Genomic DNA, 20,022 nt, shown 5'->3' on the forward strand with positions numbered 1-20,022 from the left:
TTCGTCCTGAGCCAGGATCAAACTCTCCAATAAATTGTGAGTTGATTAGCTCATAATGTCTTTTTGATAAAAAGACTAAAACGTTGACGTTTTGTTCGTTCAGTTTTCAAAGAACTATCTTTCGTTTGTTGCTGACAAGATAAGATTATATCACCTTATCCCAATGTCGTCAAACACTTTTTTAAAATTTAAAATAATTTTTCTGTGCTTGTGCAACAGATTCTTATTTTAGCAATCTTACTTGTGTTTGTCAACACTTAATTATTTCTTTGAGATTGTTTCATCTCTCATCTCGCTTATAACTTGTTGCGAGATTTTTATATTACTATTATTTTTCAATCATGTCAACAACTATTCTAAAATTACATTTTAGATAGTTAGTAATCTCTTAATTTACACGTAAATAAGCAGGGAACCTACAATATTAAAGCCGCTTTCTATAAGAAGCGGCTTTTTATATTTATTATAGAAATTAATTTACGGAGATAACAGATCCGTTTCTATGAATAAGATTTACTTTTTGACCTGATTTATTTTGATAATCTGCAGCTGTTCCATAAGGCACTCTTAAAACAAGCGGTTTTCCTTGCTCTAGAAATTCTACAGTAAAACTATCGGCAGCTCCGACAATTTCAACTTTAGAATAATGAAAATCACCGGGAACATTGAGCTTTTGGCCAATTAGAACCATTTCCTTGTTAAGCCCATTTTCCTTTGCAAGATCTTCGACCGTTAACCCGAAACGTTTAGCGATTCCCCATAACGTATCACCCGGCACAACCGTATACGTTACTTCTTCTTTCTTACGTTCGAAACTTTCTGCCGGAACTATAATTTGTCCTCCAACACTTAATTGATCTAATTGAATATTATTTTTCTTTTTCAAATCTTCGACTGATACTCCGTATTGCTTAGCAAGAGAATACAAAGTGTCACCTTTTTGGATTGTATAGGAAGTAGATTTTTTCACCACTTGTTCATTAGGTATCAGAAGGCTCTGACCTACGAAAATTCTTTCAGATGTAAGACCGTTTACTTTTATTAACTGCTCCACACTAACTTCATACTTTTTAGAAAGGGTATATAAAGTGTCTTTTGATTTCACAGTATAAACGGAACTACTTGCCTCTGCTTTGCTATTTAATAGGATAAGTGCTGTGATAGCCCCTGCCGCTGTTGTCACGGCCACCTTTTTATTACGCGCTCTAATTCTTTGTTTACGCATTTCAGCAATTCTTTGTTTTCTTTTTGTTGAAATTGTATTCAATTTAATTGCCCCCATATATCTCTATAGTAAATTCGAATTACTGTACAGTAATTCGAATCATTGGGGGTTTTTATGACCTATTAAGCAAATTTTTTTGCAAATTTTGTTTATTCGGAACGATAGATAAGCCGCCACGAGAGAGCTCTATAATAATATCAGAGACCCCGGCAATTTTATTAGAGTGGGTGACAACGATGACACATTTATTTTCTTTATGTGCTAACTGCTGAAAAATGCGGATAATATCGTCTGCTGTATTTTCATCTAAATTTCCTGTAGGCTCATCCGCTACAATTAAGTCAGCTTGACTGCATAATGCCCTAGCAATTGCAACCCTTTGCTGCTGCCCTCCGCTTAGTGTTAGTACCTTTTGGCGAGCTTGCTTTTCCGAAATGCCAACACTTTCAAGCTTTTCGAACGCAAATAGCTTTTTATTGACTGGAGTTGATCCCGTTATCTCCATTGCCGTCATGACATTTTGTAATGCAGTCATATAAGGAAGCAAATTATAGGACTGAAACACAATCGAGATATATTTATTGCGAAACTTTGATAATCCAATTTTTTTTATACTTTTTCCTTCATAGAGAATTTCCCCTTCTTTCGGTATATCTAGCGCACTTGCAAGTGATAAGAATGTGGTTTTTCCCGAACCTGAAGGCCCAATGATTGTGTAAAACTTTCCTTTTTCAAACTCTATATGAATGTTATTTAAAATACTAAGCTGCTTATTTTCTTGCTTGTACCAATAACTTACTTGATTAAATTCTAGTAATTTACTCATTTTATCCCCCTTTTCTTAGTCTTGCTTTGTTAGAATTGTTTTCGGCTGTAAACGTAGTACTGACAAGGACGGCAATAATGCGGATAATATGGCAATAAGTAAACCAATAATGGTTAACATCCCCAAATCTTCTGACGTAATGTTAACTGATAACTCATCTATAGGATCAACATGTTGGACTGGTTGCCCCATCCTCATTCCCATTCCACCTGCTCTCGGTCCCATAAAGGATTGTGGCTGTGCGTTTGTTTCCTCCATTTGAAGCTGTTGCGTCAGCAGCTGTTCACCAACCTGATTGGCTACAACCTTCCCGCTTACAGCTGAAATTCCTAGTGCAAGTATGGCTACAACTAATATTTCAACAATGAATTGACCAATCATTTTCCATTTCTTTTCCCCAAGTGCCAGTAAAACACCCATCTCATACTTTCTTTCACGGATCGACATCATGACGATTAACCCAAGGATAATAGCTCCAGCGATTGTGACTAAATAAACTACGTTTTTGGAAAAGGAAGCAACATTCTCAAGCGGACCAACCATTTGTTTATAAACTGCATCATTGGCATCTAGCTTAAATGTTTCAAAATCAATACTGCTATCTTTTTGTGCTGTATCAATAAATTGGTCAATATTTGCAGGGTCGTTTATGTAATAGACTGCACTGTCAATGGTTCCTGCAAATTCGTCCCCTTTCATCTTATTAACAGCCGTATAAGGGACATATATTTTATTCACAGGGTTTAAGGCAGCGAATGACATGCCCATATCGTCTCCAGTAGATGTCGTTTCATATATTCCAACGATTTCGAATGTATAAGTATTTTCATTATTTGAAGATTGTATTGTAATATGGTCCCCGACCTTCAGATCATTTTCTTCCGCTAACGTTTTTTCAACCATCGCCACACTTTTGTCCGTGTCACTGTCTGTTAAGTGACGCCCTTCGATAACCTTTGACTTTGAGTCCATAAATTCTTGAACCGAATCAGAGTATAAGACTCCTTGAAGGCTAATATCCCCCATGGCTGAACCGCGAACAGTAAAACCCCCATTCATTGCTTGGCCATTCTTACCAACATCCTCTGCTTCTGTATCTTCTTCATTTTTAATTGGAGTAAAGTCACTTGCTGTTCCCATAGCCGATGAATAGAAATTAAACCCCTTTACATCTGGATAAGTGGTTAATTCTTCAGCGGCTGCTACAGGGATAGGAGTCCTTTGCATCCGAACTCGTCCACCTTCCGATCGCATCTTTTCCATCATCTTTTCCATATCGACCTGAAGGGTTACATCTCCACCAAGAGATTTCCTTGCACTATCTGCAGATTTATTCGCAGCTGTTTGAATAGCAAGCCCTGATAGAACAAGCACACAAATAACAGTAAAAATAAAAATTTGTAACAAGCTTTTCCCTTTCCGAGCCTTAACACTTAATAAAGCACGCTTTATAAAATTCATTCATTTTCCTCCTGTTTTTTTATTTTCTCAGCCAACCAAATTTCTCATCTATAAATTTAACCGCCCATTGTGTCGGCTAGATGTCAGAGATTCGAATGGGGAATTTATAGGAACTATATTCAAATGAAACATATCCCCTATTTAAATAAAAAAAGCAGGTGACCCTTAAGGTAACCCGCTTTTTCTATGATTCATATTTACAAGGCAACGCCTACATCCTTTATTTATTAATGATGGATTCCTGCTTAATGAGCACAACTTTTTGAAAAAATGGGATTATGATATACCCGAAGCATACACCTAGCACATTTAGTATCAGATCATCAATATCTAAACTTCCTCGGTTTGAAATGAATTGCATCATTTCAATCACGCTTACACAACCAATAGACATGAAGAGCAGTTGCTTTAATGTTGGACTGTTTTTCACATAACCGTAATACAGTCCAAATGGAATAAATAAGCCGATATTTGCACTTATATTATAAAAGGCTATTAGAAAATCAACATTTCCAAAAAGAAATAAGCGAATGGTGTCAAAGGGAATGAGATTAATCGCCCCGTAATGCTGATTATTTGGCCTGAAAAATAATAAGATAAGGAGTCCAATAGAGTAGGAGAGTATGAATAGATGAATATTGTGCTTGGAAACCCGAATTTTTGTGCCATTTAACAAACAAATAATAAAAAACGTAACAAAATATATGATGAACCAAACGATCCCCACGACTAGCGGATGCAAATAGTTTGTTAGTTCAAGCCAAACCGGCCATAGCGCAAAAAATATGACTTGCGAAAATAAAACACTTAATAGGATGACTTTTTTCATAATGCCTCCGTCTAAGGACAATATATTTCTTCCTTCACATTCTTCTCCTTCTATAAAGAGTAGACGCATTGTGCATATGAAGGGTTTCGGTAAAAGGAGAAGTGAGTGTCCACGCGAAGTTTGCACCTAATGAAGGCTATGACGGTCATATCATCAGCAAAAAGGTGTCAAAATGGCCGTCATAGTTGTAATCACCCTAAAATTTGTCCGTCATAAGAATCACAAAGACTTGTCAGCCGACCCCAGCACTAGCTAGGATCGTTTTCATCTAAAGACACTGTGACAACCTTCGTATACTCGCCTCTAGCCACTTCACTTGGTGTTGCGTCTTTCATTAGTACATCCTCCGTATCGATGCCTTCTGCAATGACTGGAGTTTCCTGCTGATTTTTCTTATTCACGATAACACTCCCCGAAATGATTAGTTTGGAACTTTCATTTTAGAGTGTGCCCACCTGCCTTGCTTTAATACCCGCGCTCACGGTCCACTAATCCATATAATGGCTGTTCATTTATGAAGCGTTTTAGATTTTCTGCAAAAAAGCGGCAAACTCCATTTACAGTACTCGGTCCTGATATATGGGGAGTAACGTACACATTTGGCATTGACCAGAAGGGGTGCTCCTTCGGCAACGGCTCTTTTTCAAAAACATCAAGAACCGCAGCACGAAGATGACCTGTTTGCATCACATTGATTAAGTCCTCCTCATTAATTAGAGCTCCACGGCCTACGTTGACAATACAAGCAGTCGGTTTCATCGCTAAAAGAAGTTCACGATCTACGATATGATAAGTGGCCTCTGTTAACGGAAGGATGGTGACCAAATAATCAAGATCTTTGACAAACTCAGTCCAATCATCCGGAGTATAGTGGCGTTCCACTAATGAAGCTTGTTTCCCGCTAAAGCTTAATCCGTGCACATTCATATCGAAAGCCCGGGCTTTGCGTACAATTTCAGCTCCAATGGAACCAAGTCCAGCAATCCCAATCGTTTTTCCTGCTAAAGATTCCGAAATGAAAGGATCCCAGATTTGTTCATTTTGTGATTGCCTTATACAGGAGACGTCTTTTACTATGTGCAAAAGATATGTAAATACATATTCAGATATATAGGTTCCGAATTGGTCCACAATCCGCGTTAAATGGATATGGTCAGGTATCGATTTGTCTGCAACTAAATCATCTACCCCAGCTCCCATTGATTGAAACCAACGGACTTTTGAAGCAATCGGCTGATTGAGGATTTCAGTTGGAAACTTCCATCCTAAAACTACCTCGGTATCAGGTAAATATTTTTCCACCGCTTCCAAGGTGGACGCTTCTTTTACCGATGTAAATCCAAAATCGCGGATACACTCAGCATAAGCTTTCGCTTCTTCCTTCTTTGGATTATATACAAGAATATTTGGCTGAATTGTCGTCATTATAAAGTCCCCTTTCATCACTGCCCCGTTTTCATTCTTACTAAGATTTTACAATTCATTCTCCTCAAGCACTTCAACAGGCACCCATCCTACGAGTCCATTAAGCTTTTTTACTAGTAAATAGCCTGTTTGTTGGCTATCAAGTACCTTTACCTGCTCACCTTTTTGGACCGATAGAAATGTTGTGCTTAAATCACTCTTGCAAAACACACCTTCTTCATTTGCAAGTAAATACTCATTTTTTACCCACTGATCAATGCCTAGCTTTACATTTCTGCATAAGGTAAAATATTGATCTTCACAAATCACATTCATTTCATAATCTGGATAAGTTACTGTTCCCACTCGATGCGTTTCGTCAATATATTCTTTTTTAACGCTGATTGCTTCTTGTAGCTCATCTACAAACTCGAATGAGAACTCATTATTTTCGATAATAAGAGCGTTCAGCTGCCCATCCGCTTTAATCTGATTGCCTCCATCGATCGCGATGATATTTTTCTGCAAATCAATTAGCGGGTTATTAGAACTTTCAGAACCAAACCGATAATTGACGGCCGGCCAATGTCCGACAATAACAGTTTTATTTGCTTGATGACCCTTGTCATAAAAAGAATCAATGGCTACAGCGGCAGATTCATCCGTTTCCGTCCAATCTTCTCGGTTTTCAATGCCTGCATGAATCATGATGAAATCTTCAGTTTCGAAGGCAACAGGCAATGATTCAATCCAATCCAGTTCTTCTTTAAAGTAAGTCTTATAGTATTGTGCAAGCTGCTGAATTTGATTAAAATCTGTCAGGGACTGTTCTTGCTCCTCAAGCATTTCATTTAAAATTGAATTTCGCTTAACCTTCATATAATGAAGAATTCTTTCATCCCCGTCTAATACATAACGATACAAAATATCACAGTTCCCTTTCGTAACAAAAACATTTTCCGATTGCTCTGTCATCTTCTTCACATAGCGAACAACCTCTAAACTGTTTTTCCCCTTCTCACAAAGGTCACCGATAATAAATAAATAATCATCCTTATGATAACGAACTTTTTCTAAGAGATTTATAAATAAAGATAGACTAGCGTGTATATCTGAAATAATAATGATGCGCCGGTTTGGGTCTAAGTTTAGTTTGTGAACGTCTAACATTGAAATCTCCTTTTTCTTTTAAAAGTAACGGGAACAATATTTATTAATATTCCCAAAATTCATTTTACATCAGAGTTTCTTAAAAATATACGAATTCCCTTTTGCAGGAATTGAAAATATGTTCATCGAATACCTATCAAAAAAGGGGGATTATATTATGAAGCAACGTCATGAAGTACTATTTAGACAATTAGAAAACTATCGAAATGAAGTTTTAGATGCAGTAGATAAAATAACAGCAGAAGAGGCTGAAATTATTCCAAAGGCTTTTAACAATAATATCCGCTGGAATCTGGGACATATTTTTCTTGACCAATATCTCTGGATCCAAGCTGTCACTAAAGAAAAAACAGTGGTTCCTGATCAATTTAATGTTTGGTTTGGATTTGGCACCACTCCAGCTAATTTTAGTGAGGAAACTCCTTCATTCGAAGAATTAAAGAGGATGCTGAAATACCAACCCTTACACATTAAAGAGACATATGGAAATCATTTAGAAGTGGAGTTTGAAGCTACAGAAATGGGAATGAATACGATTGAACAAGTTTTGATTCGGACTATTTTTCATGAAGGAATGCATTTACAGGCCATTATAGATTTAATTAAGTGCATAAATGCCATAGATAATATTCGGTAAACACGTAAGGAAAGAGCAGGAGAATTCTCCTGCTCTAATTTTAGAACTTTTTCGCAAAAAAAAGCATGAGAACCGTCCCCATGCTATACATCTAGCAAAATCTTTCCTGTACTTCGTCTGCTTTCGATGAGTTCGTGGGCGACTGCTGCTTCTTCTAAAGGAAAACGATGACCGATTTCAAATTTCAGTTTCCCTGCGCTAATGTAGTTAAGAACTTGTTTGGCCGTATGCTGCAGCGATTCAGGCCAGAGCTTTCTCGTCGTGCCTAAACTATATCCGAGTACTGATCTGCAGCTCATATGCAAATCACTTGTTTTCACAGTTCCCGCTGTTCCGCTAGAATTGCCAAATTGAACTAATCTGCCATATGGCGCTAAGCATAGTAAACTTTTTTCTGTGACCGTTCCTGCAATAGAGTCTAAGACAATACTAACACCCTTCCCATCCGTATACTCATTCACCAGGTCAGCAAAGTTATCATTCTTGTGACTAATGACATGATCAGCTCCTGCCTGCATTGCAACTGGCGCTTTACTTTCATCTCCAACTGTTCCAATTACTTTACTTGCACCTAAAAGCTTGGCCATTTGGATAGCCGTTGTTCCTACCCCGCCAGCCGCTGAATGAATAAGCACGGTTTCCTCTTGTTCTATTCTCGCAATATCATGAAGCATTTTATATGAAAGAAATGAAACAATCGGGCTAGCTGCAGCCGTATCAAAGTCAATGTTATCTGGAATTGCATAAGTAAGCTTTTCTTCTGAAACAACATATTCTGAATACGACCCTGCAGATGGAAAAGTAATAACTCTCTGGCCGACTCGCAAATTCTGAACCTCAGATCCAGCCTCTACAATGACACCCGCGGCATCAAGTCCGGGAACAAATGGTGATGTCCAGCCCCCTTTTTTCCCATACCTGGCCTTTATATCCGCATAATTCACACTTGTTTTCTCTACTTTGATCAGTACTTGGGTTGGTTTTATGCGCGGGATTTCCACATCTATATATTTCATGACTTCAGGATTTCCAAATTCGGTTATTACGATAGCTTTCATATAGATCCCTCCTCATTCGTTATGATTTAAGTTATAAGTAGAAAACCGACAACTATTACACCAGAATACATTCGATTACAAACCCTTAAATCCTCTTATTTATATGTATGAAAAAGTTATTGGATATTTGGCTCATGCTTTAGGTAACACTAAATTTGACTGGTCCATGACAAGCAACTGGCATGTGATTCATTTAAATCCATCACCATGAATAAGGCATGGCGGGCGGCATTTAGAAAATAGATACTGTGTCTTTTCAAACCCTTCGCAAATAAAAAAAACACCAGTCCGGTGTTTTTACTTATGATCTCTACGATACAATTCCCTGCTCTTATATCCCGCAGCAAGGATTATTTTCATTTCATCACGCCGTTTCGCTTTTGTTGCTTCTTGTTTGGCGCTATATACGTATCGAGCCCAATCTTTTTGATAACCAGGGGTTAGTGATTGATAGATTGCAAGCAAATTTGGCGTATCCTGCAAGTCTTTCTCCACATCTGGAATCAACTCGATATAATCATCTACACATTGGCTCGGTTTTGTAGAAGTGCTTTCTTTACTTTTAACATCAATTTTAAGGCCCACGACTGTAAAGACATCATCCAGTCCTACCATACGGGCAAATTTAAGATTGCTTCCTCCTACGTATCCATCCTCATCTTCACCTAACCCGCCTAATAAATGATCACGATGAATATAGGTAGGATATACTTTATTCCCCTTCTTCGGATAAGCCAAAAATAGATATCCATTCTTGTTTAAATAATTTTTTTCAATCACCTTATCGACTAGCCCTTTTAAAGATTCCATATCTAACACAAAGGCAAAAATAAGGTCATACGGACTATTCGTAAGGTCTGTATCATACTCTGTTAACTCTTGAAGATAATCTCCACCTTTAGGCATTTGTAAAACTGCAGTTTTTTTATACTTTGTAAGATTTAGTTTTTCGACAATTGTTTTGGTCATTTCTTCCACCTGCCTCTTTTTCTACTTTAACAAATTACGCAATCATGAATCAAATGACTTTTTATTGATCCCAGATATACATGAGGAGTCGGTTCAAAATCACTATGATTCCATAAATCAAAGCTAATGGAACCTTTCCTAAATTAAGCAGCAATACGGCAGGAATAAGAAAGACGCCTATTTCGAGCAATAAATGTGGGAACCCAGAAAGCAGGAAGGCTGCTTTTGGTGACCCAAATAATCCCCAAGCAGTGGCGATGATTAACGGAATACCAATGGCAAGCCCCCACCTCATAGCCGCCGTACCCCCAACTTTATATCCCCAATATCCATAAACAAAGAGACCAAAAAGCTCCAGCAAAAAACGAATGGCGACGTTTACTAACATTAAGCTCTCTACAATCATTCATGATTCTCCTTCAAAATACTCCTGAGACCCCATACCATATGAATGGCTTTTTCTTCTTCCAGCTTATTCACTATGAAGCACTCTCTCCCTCACGCTCTAACGAAAGACCTTTTCCACGTATATGTAGATGGATAAATCCAAATAACGAAGAAATGATCATTAAACTCCCCGACAGGATATAGACAGGCCGAACACCGATAAGGTCAGTCAAAGCCCCGACACCTACAATCGAAATAATGAAGATAAGTTGGACTAAGGTAGATTTAGCTGCAAGGATCCTTGTAAGCGTCGTTTCGTCTGTACTGTTTTGAAACATAGTTTCTTGCGCTAAGTCTCGAATTTGAAAAGATGGCCCCATTAAGATGACTAATAGTAAAGCAAGATACGCTTCCGTAACAAAGCCATAGGCAAAAGTTAAAACGCCAAAGGTCGTCGAACCGGTTAACATGAGGATTGTTAATCGACCCTGCATGAATTTTGAAAATCGAAAAACAAGGACTCCTCCTAAGATTGCACCCAAGTAATAGCCGCCGTTAATATATCCCCACCAGGCTTCCCCTTTTCCGAGAGCCTCTTTGGCAAAAGCAAGCGTTACCGCCCCTATCCAGATGGATCCGACCAGCGTTTCGATTAACTCCATAATAATGATGATCCGTAAACCCTCATGCTGAAATAGATACTTCCACCCAGATGTTAATCGGCTCAGCATTCCTTCTGGAGCCGCTACACTAGAGGCTTTGTTCATTTTTATAAAAAATAAGCCAATTATGGATACCGTTATTAAACAAATGGTAATCGTAAGAGTTGTTTGTTTTCCTAAAAACGCTAACAACACCCCGCCAAATGTCCAGCCTGAAAATAGAAAGGTTTGGTCTACACTTGATAGAAGGCTGTTCGCTTTCACTCTAGCATGCTCAGGCACTATCACTTTAACTATCGTGCCTTTCACAGGTGAAAAAAAACCATTAAAAAATGAAATGAAGGCTAATACAATAAAGATAGTGATTAATATAACTGTGTTCAGTTTTTGCAGAAAAAGAATAAAAAGTCCCGACAGCAGTATCAATTGTACGGCTTGAGAAAAAATCAGCAGATGGTTCGGCCTAAAATGGTCTGATATAGAAGGTAAAACAATTCCACTCATCATTCGTGCTAATACACTAATTAACGTGACAGTTGCCGATAACGCTGTCGAACCAGTCACATTATAAAGATGCAGCACAACGACCATTGTATAGAGAGCAAACCCTAAATTCGTGGAGGTTTGACTAAATAGTAAAGCATAAAAAGAACGATTCAAATTGAGCCCTCCAGCATCGATCAAGATTGAATATTTTGCAAATATTCCCTAAAATGATAATAACAATATATGAAGGGTGCGGTCTAATTTGAAGAAAAGTTTAACTATCATTCTTTGTTTTGGCCTTATTTTGGCAATTGGCTCAAGTATAACAACAGAAGCGGCTTCCTCTGCAAAAACATACAAGAATTGCACAGAACTGAATAAGGACTATCAAGGAGGAGTAGCGGAGTCCTCTTCTGCCAAAAACAAAGGAGGGAAAACGAAATATAAGCCGTATGTATCGAAAGAATTATATGATGCTAACAAAAAGCTGGACAGAGATAAAGATAAAATTGCATGTGAAAAGTAAGGGATTGCAGCAACTATGAGTTCCGAATGATATTTAAGATGAGCCGGGAAGGCTCTTTTTCCTAGTTAACACGTGTTAATCAAACGTTTGATTGATATGTATGTTCGTATTTGATCACCTTCAACGTCAATGCACAAGCTTGTTAATCAAATGTTTGATTGAAACGTCTGAAATCGTTGTCCCGTTTGGTTTAGAGGGGATTTAATCAAACGTTTGATTGATATGTACGTTCGTATTTGATTACCATCAATATCAATGTACAAGCTTGTTAATCAAATGTTTGATTGAAACGTCTGAAATCGTTGTCCCGTTTGGTTTAGAGGGGATTTAATCAAACGTTTGATTGATATGTATGTTCGCATTTGATCAACTTCAACATCAATGCAAAAGCTTGTTAATCAAACGTTTGATTGGAACGTCTGAAATCGTTGCCTCTTTTGGTTTAGAGGGGATTTAATCAAACGTTTGATTGATATGTATGTTCGTATTTAGTTGCCATAATAATAGAGATAACCATCCCTTCGCTTCCACCTTAAGTAGTGGATGCAGGAAATCCGGCCTTAACCAATTCATTTATTTCCTTGAATTAATATTTGCTCCTCATCTATTTTTATTTTCAATCAAACCAAAGCCTAGCCCAACAGGATCGACTAAGTAAGCAAGATAAAATTCATCAAACTCCATTTTCTCGCGTACAACCATCGCACCGCTTTCTACGGCTTTCGCAATCGCTTCATCAATGGAATCCACTTCTATTTGTATACGGGTGCCATGAGGGTAATCATTCGGTCCTTTTCCAATGCCTCCATCAATTCCTGGTCGATCATTTTTACAAGTTGTAACAGCCCAATAATCCCAATGAGGTGCTGCCACCTTCCAGCGATTGGCTTCTATCTGCTCTTTCAATTTGCTTACTTCTTTATTACAAGAGCAATTTATTTGCAGAAAATTCTCCGGTAAATAACATGGTGCCGGTCCTCATGCTTTTAGAAGGAAGCATAAGAACCGGCACCATGTTTTTTCTCTATTTTTTACGCCTCAGACACAACTGTAAAGCGCTCATTGATATGAGCTGGATTTTCAATTTCATCAACAATTGCAATTGCATAATCTGCATAGCTTACATAGCTATCTCCGTTTGAATTGACAATGAGGTTGTCTTTTCCTTTTTGATAAGTGCCTGTTCTTCTTCCTTCTGGGTTAAAGAAGGCAGCTGGGCTTAGGAAGGTCCACTTGATGTCCGCTGTGTTTTGAAGATCTTCCAGGTTTTCACCTTGATTATAGGCCGTTGCGTAGTACTCTTTCGGGAATTCAGGTGTATCGATCAATCGAATTTTCTGATCTTCATCGACGAAAAGGCTTCCTGCCCCGCCTACTACGATTAATCTTGTCGCCGGCGCTCCTTTCATCGCTTCGATTAATGCTCTTCCTGCTTCCACATGAAGATGCTCTTGTCCTGGTGCCGCACCAAACGCATTCACGACTGCATCAAACTGGCATACATCTTCTGCTTTCAATTCAAAAATATCTTTTTCAAGAACTTCTGCTTTTGTATTTGTTAATTTGGCTGCATTTCTTACAATCGCTGTAACCTCATGATCTCTCTCCAATGCTTCTTTTACGATAAGGCTCCCTGCTTTTCCCGTTGCTCCTATTACTCCAATTTTCAACTGAAAAACCTCCTAAATTTTTTTTCTTTTCTCAATCGATGTAACCTAAATGGTTACATCAGTCGTAAAAAAAAATTAGATGCATCATCCAATTTTTTTATTTAAAAACGTTACGATGTCATCCATCGTGACTTCCTTTAATACTAATTCCATTGCCTCTTGAGCCTTCATTAAAATCAATTCAAGAACCGATTGAATGTTAGCACCTACAGGACAACTTGGATTCGGACTGTCATGAAATTGAAACAGCTCGCCTTCTTCAACAACTTCGACAGCACGATACACATCAAGGAGGGTTATCTCTTGCAAAGGCTTTTGAAGCTCAGCACCGCCTGTACCCCGACGAACTTGAATTAAGCCTGCCTGTTTAAGTTTCCCCATTACACGGCGGATAACTACAGGATTTGTGTTCACACTCCCTGCAATCCATTCAGATGTACAAAGTGTACTCCTTTCAATGAATACAAGGGACAAAATATGAACAGCTACAGTAAATCGGCTGCTGATTTTCATTTCCTTCACCTCCTGATGTAATCATTATAGTTACATCAAGCATTAAATGTCAATAAATCCTTATTGGTAAATTTCAGGGTAAAATAAAAATGAAGAAACCCCCCCTCATGTTACTTTGGACTTGCAAGTACCGTTCCCATGCTAATAATTTCATTTCGTATTTTTGAATACCCTTCTATTAACGGAACGCTTTTTCTTTCAACCTCTAGGTTAAATTCGACCGTCAATGCCATCGATTCAAATACTATAAGAAATTGTGCCAGGCTTTCGTCAGATAGATTAGGGCGTTCAGTATCCTTTAAACTGGCTTCAAGTAAATAGCCTAAATGTTCCATTGAAAAAATGGCAGGTGAAAAGTACTCTAACTCGTTTACATTATTTAAAATTTCGCCTAACGCTGTAAAATAGACCGTTTTTAAGTTGGCTAAATTGGTACGCATTTTGCTTTGCGGGATATTCTTCTCATTCATAATTTCATCTGTATGTGCTGAAAACAAGCGATGAAATAACTGTGACTGGCTGCGAATGGTTTTGGCCATTAAGTGTGGCAAGCGGCTTGAAGCTGATTTTCTGCCGATTAATAATGCACCGATTAAACCAATGCAAGAGCCAATGATAATATCGACCACTCTCGCTGTTGCCATATGGGGAAGATTATGGACATGAGACGTACTCTCAGCCATTAGCAATACGTTTGGTGTAATAAATGTAACGGCAAACGCGTAATTTCTAACAATAAAAAGCTCCGTCAAAAACTGTAATAGCGCAATGAAAAAAGCAACCGTTATAGCTTCTGGCTTTATTGAGAGAATGACAGCCGCTAGAAGGATGCCTACTATCGTCCCAATTGACCTTTGAATCGCTCGTTGAAATGTGCTTAGGACCGTCGAACCTAGCATCACCGCTCCACACGATATAGGAATCCAATAGGATCGTTCAAATTCAAATATGAATGCAATCAACGCGGCAATCATTAACACGATTCCATACTTTATAGAAGAGAGAAATACTATGGAATGTTTATCAAATGCATCGGAAAGAATTCTTTTAAAGGTTGGCTTGATTAGCTTAATTTCTTCATCAATCTGTGAAATCGGTTCATTTAAAACGGCTGCCGCTTCATAAATTTTTGAAATAATTTGCTCCAGAGATGAATCCTTTTCTTTTACCTGCAGAATTTTTAAAGGGCTGCTTTTCCGATCAAGCGAGTCAGCTAATGCTTGCAGGGAATCTCCTAATTCTGGCGGTAATTTAGTCCTTTCTTCTGCAGATAGTTCAAGAATATCTGACCAGATCAAATGAGCCTTTTCTTTTAATAAATAGAGCCTTTTAAATAAATTAGAGCTTTGCCATGAAATAGATCCTTCCACCAGAATGTCATCTGCGTCCTTTAAAGCCGAAAGTGTTTTCTCCTTCGCATCATTAAAACCGTCTGTACGAACGGATTGAAGAAGAGTGGCTAATTGTAAATAAACATTTTTAACTGCTTTCATTTCTGGGCCATGAGGATCGAAAAACCAGCCTATCATGGCTACAATCCAGGAAATAGATCCTCCTAGCAGAACAAGACCTGCCCGAAATGCAGCATCCTCTAGATCACCAGGCATCATGGAAGTCATAGCGAATACAATCAAGAAAAAGATAGAAGCAGGCCCGGGCATTTTTAACGCTCCAAAAATATACGTTCCAACTGCTCCGATTAACCCCAACATAATAGCAAAAAGAAGGGGCGATGAAGCTGTAAGTGTCCCTAATCCTATAGAAGCTGCTAGCCCAAGCAAGATAAAAAACACCTTCTTCGCTCTTTGCGGATATGGTTCATTAAAGACATAAAGATAAGAAAATCCCCCTAATCCCGCTAGCAAACCTGACTGAAAGTTTTCAAATAAAATGCCAATCATAACTGGCAAGGAGGTACATATTCCAGCCGAAATAGCCCTCGTCCACGGATAAGGATTTTTTCTAATCGTAAATGCACCTTTTATCATATTTTTTTGCACTTGAGATTCCTTCTTTCCATCCATCCTTTAGCTTCTAGAAAGTGAATTGAAGTCTCCCCTAATATATGAAAAATCCCCATATCTCATACACGACGAAAAAAACGAACCCAAAATTGAGTTCGTTTTTCTAAATTCTATGAAACTAGTAAATGATTATTCAAAATAAGCCCATTTGTATTGGACATCACCAAGTCCAGAAACATGAACACCTTTTAAGTTATCAACCTTTACCCAGCTTTGTGTGTAGAAGTAAATTGGCGCAACTGCCATTTCATCCATAAAGATCGCTTCTGCATCTTTTAATAATTGTTGGCGCATCGCTGGATCGCCTTCAACGGCAGACTTATTAAGTAACTCTTTGAACTCTTTGTTTTCCCAGCCTGTATTGTTATTCCCGCCATCAGCATCACGGTACATTTCTAAGAAGTTGATTCCATCGTTAAAGTCACCTAACCAGCCTAAACGTCCAATTTGGTAATCAAGTGAATGTAATTTATCTAAGTATACAGCCCACTCAGCATTTTCAAGCGTAACTTCAACACCTAGATTTTGTTTCCACATATCTTGGATCGCCTGTGCAATCTTTTGATGTGCTTCAGATGTATTGTAAGAAAGTGTTACAGCAGGGAATTCAGATACATCTTTATACCCAAGCTCTTCTAAGCCCTTTTGTAAAAATTCTTTTGCTTTTTCAACATCATTGTCTGGGAAGTAACCCTTTTCATTTTCAGGGAACATGGATGGAGGTACAATCGCCATCGCTGGAAGCTGTTCTCCTTGAGTAATGTTGTCAATGAGTTCTTGACGGTTGATTGCATGAGCAAATGCTTTACGGATATTTACATTATTGAAAGGTTCAACCGTTGTGTTGAACTTGTAGTTGTAAACACCAGCAATAGCTTGAGTTGTTAAACGTCCTTGATCTTTAAGAACCTGCATGGCATCTGTAGGTAGATTACCAGTTGGCATTCCAGCCCAGTCAAGCTCCCCATTGTCGAACATAGAAAGTTCTGTATTTGGATCATTAATCATGATCATCTCAATGGTTTCTAATTTTCCAGCGCCAGCATCCCAGTAATTTTCGCTCTTTTTAAGGACAATTTTATCACTATGAGACCATTCAGTCATAACGAAAGGTCCATTAGAAGTATAGTCATCTCCAGCATCGTTCGCCCAATTCGGATTAGCTTCTGCTACCTTGCTGTTAATTGGAAAATAAGTATAGAACGCTGTTAGCTCTGTGAAGTATGGAGTCGGATTTTCTAGTGTAACTTCAAGCGTTTTCTCATCTATTGCTTTAACGCCAACTTCATCGAGTGATCCGTCAGCCGTGTTTGCTGCTTCTGCACCTTTAATATAATAAAGCTGGTAGGCATACTCAGATTGATTCTTAGGGTCTAAAGCCCATTTCCAAGCATATTCAAAGTCATTTGCAGTTACAGGATCACCATTTGTCCACTGTGCATCACGTATAGTGAACGTATAAACCTTTTGGTCATCTGAAACTTCAATTTTTTCTGCTGCTGCCTCTACAGCGTTCCCTTCTTGGTTAATACGAGTTAGACCTTCGAAGGTTTGATTCAATACTGATCCTGAAGTTGTATCCTTCGCTAATCCAGGATGTAAAGATGGTGGTTCAGTATTAATGTTTATTCGTAAATTCTGTGGTACTTCAGCCGTTTCTTCTTGCTTTTCTCCACCATTTTCGTTGTTTTTTGGTGGTTCGGTAGTTGTTTTCTTGTCACCGCCGCATGCTGCAAGAAACATACTTAGAACGAGCAGCATACTAAATAAGACCGATAATCTCTTATTCACTTTATGACCCCCTTATTTGTTCCACAATCACTTTTCTATAACCCCATTTATCAAACGGCAAAAGCATTACTTTAAAACTATAGTTAAACACATAAATTAAGTATTATTACCTAAAAACTAACCGGGGTAATACAAAGAAAAGTCAATGTGTTACGATAATTATAAGTATTCTAAAAATATGAATCAAGCTATTTTTAAACACAAGAAAAAATTTTTAGATTTACTTGACTATTTAAAATAGACTGTTTATAATATTCTCAACCTTAACATCATAATATTTTTTCCAAGCAATGAAGAGGAAAAGTAAGATTAAGTAATTTTTCACAGAGAGCTTCGGTAGCTGAAAAGAAGCAAAAGTTCTAATCTGAACAATGGCCTCCGAGCTTCGTGCTGAACGTATTGACTTTTTACTTTAAGCAATATTAGTAGGTTCCGACGAGATTTGGTACTCGTTATCAATACCACAGTATAAAGGGCTTTATTTTTTGGGCTCTCGTACTTGCAGAGGCTGTATTGCGTGAGCATACAGTAAATTAAGGTGGTACCACGTGAGATATAAACCGCGTCCTTATCTATTTTTATAGATACAGACGCGGTTTTTTGTGTTTTTAGGGGGTTGATCTGGAAAGCATGAATCTGCATCTAATTTAATTTATTTTTCAAAATCATAAAAATGGAGGAATTTATTATGTGTAATAATTTATTAATTTTACAATCAGACTTTGGTGTGAGTGATGGTGCAGTAAGTGCAATGTATGGAGTGGCCCTTTCCGTGAATCCTAATCTTAAAGTTTATGACCTAACTCACGATATTCCGCAATATAATATATGGGAAGCATCTTATCGCCTTTATCAAACCATTTCTTATTGGCCCGAAGGATCTGTATTTGTATCAGTCGTTGACCCAGGTGTTGGGTCTGAACGAAGAAGCACTGTCGTGAAAACGGCTAAAAAATTAATCTAAAAATATTTTCCCCGGATTCAACAAACAATCCGGATCGAGCATTCGCTTCATTTGCTTCATAATGGCTACCGCTGCACCATGCTCCGTTTCTTGAAATTTCATCTTGCCGAGCCCAACTCCATGTTCACCTGTACATGTGCCTCCAACTTCAATTGCCCTTAAAGCAAGTGCTTCATTCGTATACTCTGCCTTTTCCTTTTCACCTGCCACATTCGGATCATAAATAATAATGGTATGAAAGTTCCCATCACCGACATGCCCCAATACGCCGCCAGTCAATCCACTTTCATCAATTAACTTTCTTGCAAATTCGACTAGTTCCGCCAAACGAGAAATGGGCACACACACATCCGCCCCCGTAGTAGACATTCCTTTAACATGCTGGTAAGCATACGCCATTTCATGGCGTGCTTTCCAAATCTCCATCCGTTCTTTCGATCCGCTTGCTACTTCCCAATTTTCACAGCCAAGGTCACGCATTAATTGTTCTGCTAGTTTTGACTCTTCCTCTACTGCTCTCATTGTGCCCGCAAATTCAAAAAACAAGGAATGACATACCGGAAAACCGTAGCCTCCGTATTGATTCACTTGTGAGATGCTATCCTCATCCACTAGCTCCATACGCATCACAGGAATACCACTTAGCAAAATGGTCTGAGCTGCCTCCGCGCATGCTTTCGGCGTATCAAATGTGCATCGAGCCGCCACTGTATGTTCAGGAATCCCATGTAGCCGTAATGTTATTTCTGTAATGATGCCTAACGTACCCTCTGAACCGGCAAACAGTCCTGTCAAATGATAGCCTGAAGACGATTTCTTAGCATTTGTACCAGTGTGAATCACTGTGCCATCAGCTAAAACTACTTCTAAATCAAGCAATTGATCTCGAGTCGATCCATATCGTACAGCTGTCGTGCCGCTCGCATTTGTTGCGACCATACCTCCAATAGTCGCATCTGCTCCTGGATCGATTGGGAACATCAAGCCATGCCGGTTCACTATTTTATTTAATTGCAAACGCGTTATTCCCGGCTGCACAGTAATCACTAAATCCTCAGGTGAAAACTTTACGACATTATTCATTCTTTCAAAATTAATAGATATCCCCTTTTTTATAGGAATCACTTGACCTTCTAAGCCTGATCCAGCCCCAAATGGCGTTACAGGAACTTTAAACTCACGGGCTACAGCCATGATTATTTCAACATCTTTCCTGCCTTCGGGAAAACAGACGACATCTGGCTCTACCGCTTGATGAGACGATTCATCATGGCTATGACGATACAATTCAGTTTCACTTTGGCTTACCTTTTCACTTCCAAGACGCTCGATAAGTTGTTGAATAAACAATAAAAACACCTTCCATTATTAAAATTTCCATTTAAAAGTAGATTATCATAATTGCTAACTCTTTCAAATT

Annotated in this window: 19 protein-coding genes, 1 pseudogene and 1 other annotated feature; of the genes and pseudogenes, 3 read left to right on the forward strand and 17 right to left on the reverse strand. The window is 38.4% G+C overall.

From position 1 onward, the window contains the following. Positions 1-472: 472 nt before the first annotated feature. The 7 genes from F7731_RS17335 to F7731_RS17360 all read right to left on the reverse strand — a co-directional run bounded on the left by F7731_RS17335 (position 473) and on the right by F7731_RS17360 (position 6,915). Positions 473-1,267 (reverse strand): LysM peptidoglycan-binding domain-containing protein, encoded by a 795-nt coding sequence (locus F7731_RS17335; RefSeq protein WP_246197271.1) that lies wholly within the window; start codon positions 1,265-1,267, stop codon positions 473-475. A gap of 70 nt (positions 1,268-1,337) precedes the next feature. Next, the gene (locus F7731_RS17340) at positions 1,338-2,051 is read right to left on the reverse strand and encodes an ABC transporter ATP-binding protein (protein ID WP_151536071.1); all 714 of its coding nucleotides are present in this window, start codon (positions 2,049-2,051) and stop codon (positions 1,338-1,340) included. 15 nt (positions 2,052-2,066) lie between these two features. Then, on the reverse strand, positions 2,067-3,512 hold the full coding sequence (locus F7731_RS17345) for an ABC transporter permease (RefSeq protein WP_151536072.1): 1,446 nt from the start codon (positions 3,510-3,512) through the stop codon (positions 2,067-2,069). 220 nt (positions 3,513-3,732) lie between these two features. After that, entirely contained in the window at positions 3,733-4,341 is a 609-nt protein-coding gene (locus F7731_RS17350) for a VanZ family protein (protein WP_151536073.1), read from the reverse strand. A 248-nt stretch (positions 4,342-4,589) separates the two neighbouring features. Next, positions 4,590-4,742, reverse strand: a complete 153-nt coding sequence (locus F7731_RS26555; RefSeq protein ID WP_170289738.1) for a hypothetical protein — start codon at positions 4,740-4,742, stop codon at positions 4,590-4,592. 64 nt (positions 4,743-4,806) lie between these two features. After that, entirely contained in the window at positions 4,807-5,766 is a 960-nt protein-coding gene (locus F7731_RS17355; protein WP_151536074.1) for a D-2-hydroxyacid dehydrogenase, read from the reverse strand. Between the two features lie 48 nt (positions 5,767-5,814). Beyond that, entirely contained in the window at positions 5,815-6,915 is a 1,101-nt protein-coding gene (locus F7731_RS17360) for a metallophosphoesterase (protein ID WP_151536075.1), read from the reverse strand. A gap of 157 nt (positions 6,916-7,072) precedes the next feature. On the opposite strand from F7731_RS17360, the gene F7731_RS17365 reads away from it, so the two are divergent. Further along, positions 7,073-7,552 carry a DinB family protein gene (locus F7731_RS17365; RefSeq protein WP_151536076.1) on the forward strand — a complete coding sequence of 160 codons (480 nt, stop codon included), beginning with the start codon at positions 7,073-7,075 and terminating at the stop codon, positions 7,550-7,552. An 83-nt stretch (positions 7,553-7,635) separates the two neighbouring features. On the opposite strand, the gene F7731_RS17370 is transcribed toward F7731_RS17365, so the two are convergent. From F7731_RS17370 to F7731_RS17385, 4 genes are all read right to left on the reverse strand, one after another. Then, positions 7,636-8,610 carry a quinone oxidoreductase family protein gene (locus F7731_RS17370; protein ID WP_151536077.1) on the reverse strand — a complete coding sequence of 325 codons (975 nt, stop codon included), beginning with the start codon at positions 8,608-8,610 and terminating at the stop codon, positions 7,636-7,638. Positions 8,611-8,907: 297 nt separating this feature from the next. Continuing rightward, entirely contained in the window at positions 8,908-9,579 is a 672-nt protein-coding gene (locus F7731_RS17375; protein WP_151536078.1) for a YdeI/OmpD-associated family protein, read from the reverse strand. 61 nt (positions 9,580-9,640) lie between these two features. Next, complete coding sequence (locus F7731_RS17380) at positions 9,641-9,985, reverse strand: YrdB family protein (protein WP_151536079.1); 345 nt, start codon at positions 9,983-9,985, stop codon at positions 9,641-9,643. A gap of 73 nt (positions 9,986-10,058) precedes the next feature. After that, complete coding sequence (locus F7731_RS17385) at positions 10,059-11,288, reverse strand: MFS transporter (protein WP_151536080.1); 1,230 nt, start codon at positions 11,286-11,288, stop codon at positions 10,059-10,061. 88 nt (positions 11,289-11,376) lie between these two features. Here F7731_RS17385 and F7731_RS17390 point away from each other — a divergent pair, with 88 nt between their 5' ends. Further along, positions 11,377-11,640 (forward strand): excalibur calcium-binding domain-containing protein, encoded by a 264-nt coding sequence (locus tag F7731_RS17390; RefSeq protein WP_151536081.1) that lies wholly within the window; start codon positions 11,377-11,379, stop codon positions 11,638-11,640. 600 nt (positions 11,641-12,240) lie between these two features. On the opposite strand, the gene F7731_RS17395 is transcribed toward F7731_RS17390, so the two are convergent. The 5 genes from F7731_RS17395 to F7731_RS17415 all read right to left on the reverse strand — a co-directional run bounded on the left by F7731_RS17395 (position 12,241) and on the right by F7731_RS17415 (position 17,638). Continuing rightward, positions 12,241-12,546 (reverse strand): VOC family protein, encoded by a 306-nt coding sequence (locus F7731_RS17395; RefSeq protein ID WP_246197273.1) that lies wholly within the window; start codon positions 12,544-12,546, stop codon positions 12,241-12,243. A 125-nt stretch (positions 12,547-12,671) separates the two neighbouring features. Then, positions 12,672-13,310, reverse strand: coding sequence for an NAD(P)-dependent oxidoreductase (locus F7731_RS17400; RefSeq protein ID WP_151536082.1), 639 nt, complete (start codon positions 13,308-13,310; stop codon positions 12,672-12,674). Positions 13,311-13,394: 84 nt separating this feature from the next. Continuing rightward, positions 13,395-13,823: an Rrf2 family transcriptional regulator gene (locus tag F7731_RS17405; protein ID WP_151536083.1), complete on the reverse strand. Its 429-nt coding sequence runs from the start codon at positions 13,821-13,823 to the stop codon at positions 13,395-13,397. Between the two features lie 110 nt (positions 13,824-13,933). Further along, entirely contained in the window at positions 13,934-15,823 is a 1,890-nt protein-coding gene (locus tag F7731_RS17410) for an FUSC family protein (protein WP_151536084.1), read from the reverse strand. Between the two features lie 153 nt (positions 15,824-15,976). After that, complete coding sequence (locus F7731_RS17415) at positions 15,977-17,638, reverse strand: peptide ABC transporter substrate-binding protein (RefSeq protein WP_151536085.1); 1,662 nt, start codon at positions 17,636-17,638, stop codon at positions 15,977-15,979. A 281-nt stretch (positions 17,639-17,919) separates the two neighbouring features. After that, positions 17,920-18,211: a binding site (T-box leader), on the forward strand. A gap of 115 nt (positions 18,212-18,326) precedes the next feature. Between F7731_RS17415 and F7731_RS17420 the strand changes: the two are divergent. Continuing rightward, a pseudogene (locus F7731_RS17420) lies at positions 18,327-18,584 on the forward strand (SAM-dependent chlorinase/fluorinase); the annotation flags it as partial. A 9-nt stretch (positions 18,585-18,593) separates the two neighbouring features. Here F7731_RS17420 and F7731_RS17425 read toward each other — a convergent pair. After that, positions 18,594-19,952 (reverse strand): FAD-binding oxidoreductase, encoded by a 1,359-nt coding sequence (locus tag F7731_RS17425; RefSeq protein WP_151536086.1) that lies wholly within the window; start codon positions 19,950-19,952, stop codon positions 18,594-18,596. Positions 19,953-20,022 lie beyond the last annotated feature (70 nt).

Origin of the sequence: Cytobacillus depressus, from assembly GCF_008923245.1 — a bacterium.
Lineage (GTDB): Bacteria > Bacillota > Bacilli > Bacillales > Cytobacillaceae > Cytobacillus > Cytobacillus depressus.